At 44.8% G+C, this 13820-nt stretch carries 9 protein-coding genes; 2 read left to right on the forward strand and 7 right to left on the reverse strand.

Translation table 11 applies throughout. From position 1 onward, the window contains the following. Nucleotides 1-48: 48 nt before the first annotated feature. The 5 genes from A8O14_RS05890 to A8O14_RS05915 form a co-directional block, all read right to left on the reverse strand. Nucleotides 49-4899, reverse strand: coding sequence for an ESPR-type extended signal peptide-containing protein (locus tag A8O14_RS05890; protein ID WP_071608675.1), 4851 nt, complete (start codon nucleotides 4897-4899; stop codon nucleotides 49-51). A gap of 403 nt (nucleotides 4900-5302) precedes the next feature. Continuing rightward, on the reverse strand, nucleotides 5303-6937 hold the full coding sequence (locus tag A8O14_RS05900; protein ID WP_145915333.1) for an alpha-keto acid decarboxylase family protein: 1635 nt from the start codon (nucleotides 6935-6937) through the stop codon (nucleotides 5303-5305). A 33-nt stretch (nucleotides 6938-6970) separates the two neighbouring features. Beyond that, nucleotides 6971-8077, reverse strand: coding sequence for a linear amide C-N hydrolase (locus tag A8O14_RS05905; protein WP_068948666.1), 1107 nt, complete (start codon nucleotides 8075-8077; stop codon nucleotides 6971-6973). Between the two features lie 303 nt (nucleotides 8078-8380). After that, nucleotides 8381-8596 carry a hypothetical protein gene (locus A8O14_RS05910; RefSeq protein WP_145915334.1) on the reverse strand — a complete coding sequence of 72 codons (216 nt, stop codon included), beginning with the start codon at nucleotides 8594-8596 and terminating at the stop codon, nucleotides 8381-8383. 47 nt (nucleotides 8597-8643) lie between these two features. Next, a complete protein-coding gene (locus A8O14_RS05915; protein WP_145915335.1) occupies nucleotides 8644-8952 on the reverse strand; it encodes a hypothetical protein in 309 nt (102 codons plus the stop codon). A 758-nt stretch (nucleotides 8953-9710) separates the two neighbouring features. Here A8O14_RS05915 and A8O14_RS05920 point away from each other — a divergent pair. Next, the gene (locus tag A8O14_RS05920) at nucleotides 9711-11252 is read left to right on the forward strand and encodes a Fic family protein (RefSeq protein WP_068948669.1); all 1542 of its coding nucleotides are present in this window, start codon (nucleotides 9711-9713) and stop codon (nucleotides 11250-11252) included. Between the two features lie 25 nt (nucleotides 11253-11277). Here A8O14_RS05920 and A8O14_RS11760 read toward each other — a convergent pair whose 3' ends face one another. Continuing rightward, on the reverse strand, nucleotides 11278-11430 hold the full coding sequence (locus A8O14_RS11760) for a hypothetical protein (protein WP_161484811.1): 153 nt from the start codon (nucleotides 11428-11430) through the stop codon (nucleotides 11278-11280). A gap of 213 nt (nucleotides 11431-11643) precedes the next feature. On the opposite strand from A8O14_RS11760, the gene A8O14_RS05925 reads away from it, so the two are divergent. Further along, nucleotides 11644-12138, forward strand: coding sequence for a hypothetical protein (locus A8O14_RS05925; protein ID WP_068948670.1), 495 nt, complete (start codon nucleotides 11644-11646; stop codon nucleotides 12136-12138). Between the two features lie 165 nt (nucleotides 12139-12303). Here A8O14_RS05925 and A8O14_RS05930 read toward each other — a convergent pair whose 3' ends face one another. Beyond that, complete coding sequence (locus tag A8O14_RS05930) at nucleotides 12304-13773, reverse strand: Fic family protein (protein ID WP_068948671.1); 1470 nt, start codon at nucleotides 13771-13773, stop codon at nucleotides 12304-12306. Nucleotides 13774-13820 lie beyond the last annotated feature (47 nt).

Consider the following 13820-nt stretch of genomic DNA (forward strand, 5'->3'; position numbering starts at 1 on the left):
GATTTCTGTACCCCGCACTAATGAGTCTTAGCTCGTCATTAGCTGGGACTAAAAACCAACTGTGTACGTAACCATTGCAGTCGTGGTGCTAACGGATTTAAATGGCTCTTGTCGATAGATGCCGGTCACACCAATGCGCTGGTTTTTTTCTACATCATAATAAGCACCCACAGTTGCAGTAGGTCTGGTTTTTACTGGGTTCGGATTAAAGTTTATTGTTGTTAAGGTGCCTAAATCGGGATTTGTACCCAAGTAAGATCCATTACTGGTTTTGGTATCAGACTCTATACCAGCACTTGCAAAGAAAGTAGTCGCGGGAATGCCTTTATAGCTTGCACCCACGCCTGCCAAAGCGGTGGTCGCATTCGTATTAACCGCACCAAAGGTCATTGGAGCATAGACGGATGCCGTACTTTGCTCTGTATATCCACCCATATTATTTTGGGTATAACGCATTCCAAGGTATGGTGAAACAACGGTGTTGTCAGTGACACCAAAACCATATTTTCCAATAATTTGTGCGCCTTGACTAATTAAGGCAGAACCACCAGAACCCGGCTCAGAGCTACCTACTACTTGTCGTGTCACAGTCGCATTCTTCTTGCCGTAGGCTGCTGCTACTTTGGCTTCCCAGCCTGTGCCATTAGCAACATCTTCTGCCCACACCCCAAAGACACCAATGAGTGGTGAGTTATTGCCCAATTTGACTCCACTAGGTGCATTAGCAACGGATAAGTTCTGATCAGCATAAGCGCCGATGCGGGTATTATCATCAAGTCGATAGGCAGCAATCAAAAGACCACTCGTATTATTTAACCCATTGGAGGCTTGCACAGCAGTATTGCGACCACCTGCTGATACACAAATATTATGTATATCAAACACTGGGCAATCATAAGTAAAGCTATTTGCAAGCACCGTATTTTGCAAGGTAAAAATTGGTTGCAATGCGTTAGCGGTATTCACTAAAGATTGCTGTGAGTCCGCAGTTGCAGGACCTAATACCAAATACACATCATTCGGATCATATGCCAAGGAGTAACGTAATGGTGTCACGCTAGAAAGATTAGATGAAAATGTCCCAAACGTTCCAGAAACGCCATTACCTGTCATTAAGGTATACCGCCCTACTCTGTAAGTGCCGCCGCTCGCTGCTAAATTTAAAGTACCAGCTACCGTAACAGCACCAGCAACATTAACCTGTTGATTATTATTAGGCGAGATCGTCATCAATAAAGTGCCGGATGATGTCTGGGTATAAGTACCGCCTAGGGCAACATTGCCGGTCTTGGCAGTCACATCAAATTTACCCGTGTTATTGACCGTACTACTAGTGGTAATCGATCCATTGCCAGATAAGGCCAGAGTTGCAGCTGGATTAATCGTTGTTGCACCAGTATAAGTATTAGTGCCCGTGAGTGTTTGTGTACCACCAGTCAGGGTCACTCCTCCAGTGCCGCTGATCACGCCATCAAAAGTGCCGCTACCAGCACCATTGGATGCACCATTGGTAATAGTTAAGGTTTGCGCTCCTAAGAGAGCTTGACCATTACCAGACAAGGTAGTGATCGATGTGCCACTGGTCGTTGCTGAAATATCAAAGCTGCCGTTATCCACTACGCCCCTGGAGGTGGCAATCGAACCGGTACCAGATAGTGCTAAGGTAGCCCCGGTATCAATCGTGGTAGTGCCGGTGTAAGTGTTGGTGCCCGTGAGGGTTTGTGTACCAGCAGCAACCGTGACAGAGCCACCAGTAGCACTTGAACTACCGTCGGCAGAACCATCAGCGATCACGCCACTATAAGTACCACTCGCATTAGACAGTGTTAGGTTTTGCGCTCCTAAGAAAACGGTGTTCTCTATGCCGACATCTGCTAAGGATTGAATCGTTGCGCCAGCAGTGGTTCCTGAAATATCGAAGTTGGCATAACCCGTTAGGTTCACACCACTCGATGTTGCAATTGAACCCGTACCCGTTAACGCTAAGGTTGCTTTGTTCGCGCTAGCAGTACCGCTAATCGTTGTTGCACCAGTATAAGTATTAGTGCCCGTGAGTGTTTGTGTACCACCAGTCAGGGTCACTCCTCCAGTGCCACTGATCACGCCATCAAAAGTGCCGCTACCAGCACCATTGGATGCACCATTGGTAATAGTTAAGGTTTGCGCTCCTAAGAGAGCTTGACCATTACCAGACAAGGTAGTGATCGATGCGCCACTGGTCGTTGCTGAAATATCAAAGCTGCCGTTATCCACTACGCCCCTGGAGGTGGCAATCGAACCGGTACCAGATAGTGCTAAGGTAGCCCCGGTATCAATCGTGGTAGTGCCGGTGTAAGTGTTGGTGCCCGTGAGGGTTTGTGTACCAGCAGCAACCGTGACAGAGCCACCAGTAGCACTTGAACTACCGTCGGCAGAACCATCAGCGATCACGCCACTATAAGTACCACTCGCATTAGACAGTGTTAGGTTTTGCGCTCCTAAGAAAACGGTGTTCTCTATGCCGACATCTGCTAAGGATTGAATCGTTGCGCCAGCAGTGGTTCCTGAAATATCGAAGTTGGCATAACCCGTTAGGTTCACACCACTCGATGTTGCAATTGAACCCGTACCCGTTAACGCTAAGGTTGCTTTGTTCGCGCTAGCAGTACCGCTAATCGTTGTTGCACCAGTATAAGTATTAGTGCCCGTGAGTGTTTGTGTACCACCAGTCAGAGTCACTCCTCCAGTGCCGCTGATCACGCCATCAAAAGTGCCGCTACCAGCACCATTGGATGCACCATTGGTAATAGTTAAGGTTTGCGCTCCTAAGAGAGCTTGACCATTACCAGACAAGGTAGTGATCGATGCGCCACTGGTCGTTGCTGAAATATCAAAGCTGCCGTTATCCACTACGCCCCTGGAGGTGGCAATCGAACCGGTACCAGATAGTGCTAAGGTAGCCCCGGTATCAATCGTGGTAGTGCCGGTGTAAGTGTTGGTGCCCGTGAGGGTTACTGTTCCATTACTAGCAGCGCTATTGGTAATCGATAAGCTGCCAGGAACCCCAGAAGCGTCATCTGAAAATACCCCTGTAAAAGTGGAGGCTAGTCCATTGGCATTGATCAAACCACCATTAGTGGTTATGGTGAAGTTACCGCCGTAGGTATTTGCCACATCCACTAATAATGTTCCACCATCAAAACGATTATTAAAGTTTGGACTTACCCCGCTCACGATACTAGAGGCAATATTAGTGCCATCTGAATTACCAGCAACAACAATATCTGGCTTGCCGGAACCACCGGTACAACTTCCGGCAATGGGGCTGTAACATAAATCTAGCCATCCAGCATTCGTAGCATCCTGCAATACTTGATAGGTGTAACTTGTACCGCCGAGACTTTGGGTATAAGTTTGTGTAGTAAAGCCGGCAAGAGAATTACTCCTCAAAATACCCTGATACAAATTATCTGCCACTAGGGTTGAGCTTGGTAGCAAAGTAAAGTCATAAGCACCGGAGAAGCTCGCACCACCAGTAATATTCAAAATACTATACGAAGTAGTGCTTGCAATTTCTAATGTATAGGTACCTGATTGAGCGTAATTTCCAGTGATGGTTGGACTCTTAGCTGCCACCACGGTGAGGTTGCCAGCATTCGTAAAGGTATTACCAGTCACCAGAGTGACATCATCATTTAAGGTCAGACTTCCGCCCGCATTAACATTAAATGTTTTAACATTAAAAGTATTTGCAGTAGAAAAAGTACCCACCGCATTAACGGTAGTATTAGAACCAGTAACAGCGCCAGTAATTGTTCCCGCGGCACCATTCAGATTAATTGTTCCAGGGGTCGCATTGAAAGTTACCGGCCCATTTATTTGACCACTATTGTCAAGCGTTAAAGCAGTAACAGTATTGGCATAGACCGTACCATTAATCACGCCCGATGATTCATTCGTAATGCCGCCACCAACACTTCCGGTAATGTTAATAGCATAGCTATCAGGATTATTAGTGTGATTAATAATCCCGAAATTATCAATGCCGCCAGTGGCAGTACCGCTAATGTTAATAGCGCCATTTAAGATGCCAGTAGCGCTATTAGTAATCGCACCAGTAATGTCTCCGGCATTATTAATAGCTACGCCATTGGAGCTGGTAATGGTTCCAGAATTGGTAATACCACCTTCAATGTAAGAAGCCACAACTCCAGATGATGCTCCGCCAATAGAAATGCTATAAGAACCGGAACTAATCGTGCCATTATTCGTGACGTTGCCAGTCACCCCAGATGAATCAGCAAGAAACATCCCAAAGCCGCCAGCCGTTAATGTGCTACCCGATCCAATGCTCACGCTATCTAAGACAAAACCATTGACATAGATACCCCGCTGGGAGCTGGTGAGATCTCCATTGAGATTGATTGCCCCCGCATAATTTCGTGGACTTGGTGCTCCGGTAGGGTTATAGACGTAACTAATTCCGGCGCTGGTTCCTGTACTGCCGGTGTATTGCAAGAGACCGCCACTATCTACAGTGATGCCACCTAAATTGAGACCAGTTGAACTACTACTCACGCCAATTGGAATGCTAGAAGAAACGATTGAACCCGAGCCTGTAATCTCCACCGAGTTAGTAGATAAAGTACACGCGCTAGACGAAGATGAAATCGTTGATGCGCAGTTTGCAGCAGAGGCGATACCCCTTCCCAATAACAGCGGACCACTCATGAGTAATGTACTGACTAAAGCTGCTGTGAGTGTTCGCAGCCTAAATGGAATGAGCGCAAAACTTTCAGAAAAAACAATGGTGTTAACTAAGCGGGAACTTACTGAACCGCCAGCAGAGCTCGCGAATTCAGAGGCAACCTGAATGAGCCCAGTCGACTTATTAAATACAAGGCGGTAAATTTTATTCATGAGTTCGGTTTAGCAGATTAGATAAACACATTTTTTGTTTTTTTCTGATTGCGTAATTAATCCAGCGTACTCAATATAATGAAGAAAAATTCTCTTCAGTAATTCTTAAGCAAAACAAAAAAGTAATTATTAATAAAAGTTGTAGAGATTATATCGAATATCGCTTGAATTTCCCGATTTCCCGTATTCATTGACCTGGTGAAGCTCTAAGGCGGACAAGGCTTGCTCCTAGAGTGCCAATCGGGTTGGGAGCTAATGAGCCAGATCATGCTAAAAATCCAATAAAACTACCCTTGTTTTGAAATCAATTTTGGGTGCTGATTAACACCCTGAGCCACACAATCCCAGCAACAATAATGCTAGATGATCTAAGGCACAGCTATCAGGAATCAAAGCAACAAGGTTAGACTTTTTTCTTTAGAGCATTCGTCAAACGAACCAATCCAGGGCTGTATGTTTTAGGAGGAACACAAGCGCGAATAATAAATAAAGCTTCACTATTTTTTGCCTGCGTTAAAGCTTCATGCAACTCGTTCTCTGTGTGACACAAGATGCCAGTTCCAACACCAAAAGCCTTAGTAAGCTCTTCTGCATGCAGAGCTGGTATGTCATTGAAAGGCCCATCGATCATCGGACGTTGAGTGCCATAACCTTGGTTATCCATCACGATAATGATGGGATATACACCATGATGAACTGCGCTCAGCGCTTCTAAACCTGTCATTAAAAAAGCACCGTCACCTACTAGCACCATGGGTCTGGTATTTGGGTCGGCTTTACCAGCTCCTAAAGCGGCCGGTACCGCATATCCCATGGTGGCGTAATACGCACTTGCCAAAGTGAGCGTCTGGGCCGGCAAGTCTACAGACGCAAAAAGACAATCACCTGGGTCTACTATTAAACGGGTTTTGTGATCGATAAAACCAGCAATACATGCCATGATACTTTCCACCAGCAATGCTTTACCCGCCTGCGGAGTAAACGTATTCTGTCGCCTAACAACTTGACCACCCTCTTGATAAGCTCTTTGCTTGCCAGCCTGAATGAGCGCAGGTAAAAATGCCCACAGTGGAACATCGTGATAAGTATGAAAACCGATGTTGACATGAGTGTCAGTACATTCAATTACCTGACCCCTTTCTAGGTGATCGGTAAATCCACCCATCACTAAATCACCGTACAACACACCAAACGAAATCAAGGGCTTTGCGCTCTCTACTTGCTGCACAACCGAATCGCTACTGACCGCTCCCATATAAACACCCAATGCTAGCGGATGCGTTTCAAGAATCACCCCTTTTGAAAGTGAAGTGGTAGCCATGGGCACACCGAAATATTCCGTAAAGGCTAAGAGTTCAGGTCCAAGTTTGCGACGCACCGCCATGACCCCTGCAACGGAAACCGCATCTCCAGAAGCTTCTAATAAGTCTAAGGTTTCTTCAACGGCTAGCTCTAAACGTGTTGGATGCACTTTTGGTAAATCAATAACAAGACTACCCACGCGATCATGCACTGGTACATCCACCATATCTCTGGGGATTTCAATATAACCCGGGCGTTGATGGGCAATCATCTGACTCAGGACATGATCAATCTCTTGCGTGATCGTTAATGGATTGCTTAAAACAGCCTGAGCAATTGTGATGTCTTTAAATACTTCTAGCTGAGTATCAAAGTTTTTAACTTTATGGTGCAGCAAGGGGTCACCTTGTCGCTCGGCAAGACCTGGTGATCCACTTAGGATTAATAGAGGTACATTTTCTGCCCAAGCTCCCGCTGTTGCATTAACCACCTTAAACCCACCTACTGAATAAGTTACCGCGCAGACCCCTAACCCTCTAATGCGGGCATAGGCTTCGGCTGCAAATGCGCCACCCTGCTCATCAGCAGTGACTAATACCGGAAAACCAAATTTTGCTAGTCGATCAAATAGCTTAAGGGCAAAGTCACCGACTATGCCAAATCCTTCGTCTACACCTAATTCATGAAAGCGACGGATCAAAAATTCGGGAATCGTTGTCATTGCTAAATTATTCACGCATTACTCCCTGTAACCTGTTGAATGAATTGCTTATTTAGAAGGATCCGCCCTCAGGAATTCAAAAGGTGTTGCTACTTCAAATTGACTGGCTGTATTTCCCGAGTAAACCTTGCCGCCAGCAACCGTTAATTTTTTGATTGGCGCACCTTTTGAAAAGTTCAGATCTTTCAGTTCCACCCAAAAGGTATTCGGGGAAGTAGCAGAATCAAAATAATAAATTTTGTTCTTCTGATCCGCAACTGTGCGCCAAAGAGTCGAAGCAATATTGGGCTGGCTTGGTGTAGTAATACCTAAAGGCACACTCACGCTACGCACTACTCCTAAAGTACTAGCGACCGCTTGATAATCATATTTTCTTTCCGGTATTGCGCTAATGTAATGCGGGTCAGTCGAAGTAGGCACAGCATGAATTAAAAAAGAGGCTCGCGCAAATCGATCAGCCGCCCGATTAGTACCTGGTAAAAAAGTCAGGCCGCCAATTTCTTGCCAATAAGTATTGAGTGCGAGTTGTTGGTCAAAGGTCGGTGAATTGGTCATCACCTGAAATTGCCTGCTATGGTGAATAACCTGTTTGCCGTCAACATATTCAAAGATAGCTGAATCACCAGATGCATCAGAAATTGATAGATGCAAAGAAGCAGGAACACCGTTAGGTAAGGATGGAGAAATTAAGCGGAAAGGCTCTGTCTTCAGATGGGTAACGGCCTCGTCAACTGTTGCAAATTGATCTAGAACATATTGCGCCCAAATAGCAATCGATAAAGGTGGCTTACCATTCGGTTTACCGTAGTCTGACTCAGCTAAATAGAGCACATTGGCAACGAGTCCTTTTTCATTCATGCCATCGGCAGTGCCCACGTCATAAGCTGAGGCGACGATACTGCCATACTTAGAAACCCATTTAGGAGAATGATGTCCTGCAGCACCATCTCTACTTACCCCTCTGGGAAAAAGCCAAAGATTGGTATGCATATCTTCAGCCCAATCCATTGAGCGCCCAGTAACGACGGCGTTATTTTCACCAAGATAAACCACCCTCGTACACGCTTGTGCAGTTGTGATGAATGAAGAAACGAGAAATGCGGCGAGTGACACGCCAACAATGAGGTGTTTTTTTAGAAGAGCGTGGGGACGCATTTGGAGATCCCTTTTAAAGAGGCGTTCAACAAGACAAGAGCATAGAGTTATTACAACATAACCCAAGTCCGTAGATCTGATTTTCTTAGGGGGACAGAAAGCAAAACCCTAATCAATCAGGACTACCCGCTTTTTTTAAGAAACCCCATTTATAACAAAGAGGGAAAGTGAGCGCATTACCATGCTAAGACACCTTCATCATGGAAGACTCTGAATGCACAATCGCCATCCAAAGCGCTATAGGGAAAGAGCTAGTAGTGGACTAAGAAAACAAAAATAGCATCACGACAACGCTACAGAAACTTACACCATCAATGCAGTTTCAGAATTGCTCTTCTTGCGACCAAACATCAAGAATAAACAACCCAATAAGAAGCCCACCTTAGGAGCGAGTGAGCCATCGATTTCAGGGGCACCGACCGGTGAGGATGTCACTGTAAGAAAGTAATTGTTCTCGTTAACATTAAATGCTGGAAAGCTTGAGAAGATGCTTCTAGTACCGCCATTGGTATAGTTCAACACTATATCTCCACCTGGCAGAATTGCATAAGGAGCATATCCATTACCTAAATATGTATTTGTATATATCCCCAGTCTTTTCCTCGAGCCTGGGCATAGCCTACTGCGGAGTCTATATAACTAGAAGCAGTGGTCTCGCTTTGACTGTTCCACCATGGTGAATTTTGTAAACTTGGTATTGCCCCTGTTTCATTGTAAGTCATGGCATTGTATGTCTCGTAATAGAGGGAGTAGTTATAGTTTGTTGACCCACTAGTTACGGTAAAACTGTCATAAGGAGTTTGAGCCTGTGCCGCAACACTCATCCATGCACCTAGTGCAAAAGCTACTGTGGTTATTAGTTTTTTGATATTCATTCTCGCATCCAAAGTCGAGTGGTTAATTGGTATGTTGATCATATATAAGCTTCATATTCATTGGCACTCCCCCAGCCACACTATTTGCACCAAAAAACAACAATTTTCAACCATGACTGACTGCTGCTGGCCATTCTCTGCCTGTCAGACACCCCTAAATAGTCTGAGTTGAACGTCCGAAATAGGGTTACAAATGGACATTAATTCAAAAAAATACCCCCCCCTGTTTTACATAGAAACGATGATGGGAGGAGGTCATTTGAATCAGCCCACTACCTTCGCATATTCAACCTCAATAGCATTAAATATTTCTTCAGGTACTGTTGTTGTAAATTTCTTACGACGGTTAGCTTTTACGCGATGGCGTGAGGCAGTAGCCTGAGTGATTAGCTCTCACTACATGAATTGATTATTGGGGCGATTTGTGTGGGGTTTGAATATTTCTGGGGTTTTTATTTACTTAGCTCCTTAGCTCGCTATGGGTCTTTATGCCCAATGTGTCATTGCGCCACCTTGGGCATAAAAGAGCGTTTCTTTGGTCGTGGCCGTCAAGGGTGTGCAAGCCACCCCGTTGGGGTGCCCTTGACGGAATGAATGCCCATAGTCCACATAAGTCCTCTATTGGACTACATACTTTTATCATCAAGTGTGGGACAATAACAAAGTAGATTTTACCTAGATAACAAAGTAAATTTATATGGAAAAACAAAGTAATTATCTGTATTAAATCCATTTAAATCAATAATTTAAGACAATCAATGGCAACTAAGTCAATCAAAAAAAGCACAGATTCTCTGAAGCTTTCTGAGGCTTTAAAGACTTTAAAAAAGCTCCAAGATAAGCATCATGGCGTGATTGAATCAAAAGATCTCGCTGACACTCAGCGCGCCCTGCTTTTAGAAACTGGGTTTATACGCTCGGTAATGAAGGGTTGGTACATTTGCTCAAACCCTAGCGATCATGATGGCGACTCTACCGCTTGGTATGCTAATTATTGGGCCTTTATGTCTGGGTATCTTGCTAAGCGTTTTGGTAAGCGCTACTGCTTAAATGCCGAGGCATCACTCCTGCTGCATACCGGTAGCACTACCGTTCCCAAGCAAATTACCATCGTAAGTAAAGATGGTGGAACTAGCATTGTCAAACTCCCATTTGACACCTCACTGGTTATTTATCAGGATGAGAAGCGCGTCTCCAAAACCCGCACAGAAATTCGAGGCTTACAAGTCTTACCAATAGCTGAAGCACTTTGTATGGTGGGGCCCCAATTCTTTATTAATCATCCCATGGAGGCGGAAATTGGATTGGCGATGGTACGCGACCCAGCAGAATTACTGGCAACTCTACTGATGGGCAATTGCCTCCCAACAGCCGCCGCTCGCTTGGCAGGCGCACTTACTTTTACTAATAGGAAAGATGACGGAGAGCGAATTATTAAGGCTCTGAACAAGGCTGGGCACGCCATCCAAGCCAAGAATCCATTTGAGCTAACCGAACCGACTATCAGCCAGTCCCGAGAAAAGTCTCCCTATGTTCTACGCATTCGCTCCATGTGGGCGACGTGGCGTGAAGACGTTATCCAGAATTTTCCAAAGGCCCCCCGCATTCCGAAAAGCCCAGCAGTCTATATGAAGCAAATTCAGGAACGTTATGTAGCAGATGCCTACAACTCACTCTCCATTGAAGGCTATCAAGTTACTGATGAATTGATTGAGCGTATTGCCAAAGAGGGCTGGAATCCTGAGATCAGTGAAGAGGATAAAAAAAGTAAAGATACTTTAGCGGCTCGCGGCTACTTTTTGGCCTTTAACGAGGTAAAAGAAAGTATTAAATTAATTCTAGCTAGATCTAATTCAGGTGATGTTGTCAGAAAAAGCCATCATGACTGGTACGCCGCCATGTTCAATCCAACAGTGCTCGCGGGTATTTTGCAACGCCATCAGTTAGCAGGTTATCGGACGGGTCCGGTGTTTATTCGCAACTCCTTACACACTCCCCTGCCAAGAGAAGCCCTACTTGATAGCATGGAAGCTTTGTTTGATTTAATTGAAAATGAGCCAGAAGCCTGCGTAAGAGCGGTTCTAGGTCACCATATATTTGTATTCATACATCCTTACTTTGATGGTAATGGTCGTATTGGACGGTTCTTGATGAATGCTTTATTGGCATCAGGCGGCTACCCATGGACGGTCGTTCGAGTAAGCGAGAGAAAGCGCTATATGAATGCACTTGAAAAAGCGAGTGTGGATGGCGACATCAAACCTTTGACTAAATTTATAGCAGGAGAAATGGCTCAATAAATCTCTTGAGCCATTTCTATCCGCTTTAGATTCCCATATTGCCTAAGTGCTGAGCAATTCGATCCATAGGGTTTTCAGAGCTAGCGAGTGGCGCCCCCAATGTTGAAGTTCGTGCCCGAATAGGCTGAAGCGACTTCAGTGGCGTGATCTTTACATTGGCGAAGCTAGGCTCTGGCATCCCTATTGAGTCGTAGATGGATTCAATCGTAGATTACCATTGCTCTGGTTTATTGGTTTGCACAAACACCTGCATATAAAAAGGATCAGTCAGATATTTGTAAAAGCATTGAGCCTTAGCTGAATGATCAACCTCATCTTCGCGAGAGTTTAAGTATTTGATGATCTTGCCCTTGAGTTCTTAATTCTTACAGCTAGCTTTACACAAAAAGAGTTGACGCTTGCAACTAGAAATCTTCCACCAAGCGGGCTGGTAAGCGCTTCAAGAGCGCTAGTGCAAAATCTTGAAGGTGCTGGAGATCAAAAATCTGAATTCTGGAAGCATAGGATTAAGCCCTATATCCATAATGTTTGGCCAAAACAATTGAACAAGAAAACGTTCAACATGGATGCAATTTCAGAAAACTTTTGCAGATTATGCATAGCAGCGGATGATGAATTTCCGGAGGCTCTTGAACTCCTACGTCCCTGGCTAAAGCCATCAAAATATCCTGATAATTTAATTCAAGAGTTATTGAGGGTCAATATTTGCCTCAAATTTCCGGAGGCTGCATTAATCTATTTAAATTGCATTGTAGGAGAAAATCCTTTTTGGATAAGAAGTCACCTACAGGAATGCTTAAATGTCATACAAACTACGAACCCCAAATTAACTTTCGATGAAAATTTTCAAAATCTTTCAATCCTAGTTCGCAAACTCGACAACTAATACAATGTCACTGCTTCTATAATTTTTGCGCCATGAGTCTTTATGCCCAATGCGTCTCTCTGCCACCTTGGGCATAAAAGAGCGTTGCTTTAATCGTGGCCGCCAAGGGTTCGCAAGCCTCCCCCTTGGGGTGCCCTTGACAGAATTACTCTGGGGATTTTTGAATCAGCCCACTACCTTCGCATATTCAACCTCAATAGCATTAAATATTTCTTCAGGTACTGTTGTTGTAAATTTCTTACGACGGTTAGCCGATAGTTTTCCGTTTTGCTCCATGCAAGCCAGAATTAAGGTATTGAGGTCCTTGCCCCGTACATCGTACTGACCATCAATAGCGCGGTAAATAAGATCGTACTTGGCTAAGAATTCAGTCTCTTCTCTTAAGTCCTTTTCTAGCGCCTGCTTGGCCATCTCCAATCCAAACTCAACACAGGCAGTGGCATTCCAATAACGATATAAGGAATCATCTGATTTGAATGCCATTTGATATTCATCGCCATCAATCCAGATGACTTCCCAGCGCTTGCGAGCAGGCTCAGAAAAACTCTTTAGAGCAGCCAGGTATAAATCTTCATTGCGCTTCATCGCAATAGATACTGGCAATAGCAAGCCATTCTTTAAAGCACCCGACTGGCACAAAGCATGATGAAATAAGAAGCGTGATAAGCGCCCATTGCCATCCATAAATGGATGGATAAAAACAAATCCAAAGGAAACAATCGCAGCAGCAATTAAAGGATCGATCTGCTTTGGTGCGGTATTGGCAAAATCTACCAAGCCCTTCATCAAGTCATTAACGATTTCAGGTGGCGGTGGAATGTACGTTACGCCAGCAGCACCACGCAATGGACTGCTTAACCAGTTTTGTTGGTGGCGATAGTTAACTGCTCTATCCAAAGGATTGGTAATGGCGGTATTTTGCAAGCCAACTAAGTACTCTTCATCTAGCTGGGTAGTCAGGTGGGCTTTTTTGAGTAGCTCTACAAATGCCTCCGATTTCGTGGCACTCGGTGTCTCATGCTCGATCTCAAAAGAGCTTTTGGTCTCACTTAAATAAGCCCAAGACATTGCCCTATCGGATGCGGCCCCACCTAGTTCTGATAGAAATTCATTTGCTTTCTGGAGGATATTAGATTCAAGCAGGCTATTAATACGTGTGGTTCGCTCAACAGTTACGCAGTAATCCAAAGAACCCAAGCCATTGAAGTTAACTCGCCATTTGGCATTGCGTATGCTTGGTCCTGTAATGTATTTTTTGGGGTCAAATAAATTAACCATAGGCCCCGTAATTACTGGCGCGCCCTTTAACTCTTGCTTATTAAAGGCTTCCCACAAAAAACAAGCCGCACGAATGTAAACGCCTGTTGGCGATTCGCAAATTGCAGCCAGCATCTCTTGGGCTGGGATTTTTCTTAAGGCCTGCGATAACAATTGGAGATTAACTCCTTCATGCTTTAGCGCAAATAAAAGGTGGTTTAGTGGGCGATCATCTTTGGGAGCCACCTTTGCGGGTATCAACAACTCGCCCTGGGTGGGCGTTACACTGGTTACCGAGGCAAGACGTGCAGGTACAAGTGGGTCAAAAGCGCTGAGATCAAGCTGACTTTTTACCTGTGAATAGCCTATATCGCCCATATTTCCCCCAAGCCCCACTTTTTCATTCGAATAGCTATTTTCCCACA

Origin of the sequence: Polynucleobacter wuianus (assembly GCF_001659725.1) — a bacterium.
In the GTDB taxonomy this organism is placed as follows: Bacteria; Pseudomonadota; Gammaproteobacteria; order Burkholderiales; family Burkholderiaceae; genus Polynucleobacter; species Polynucleobacter wuianus.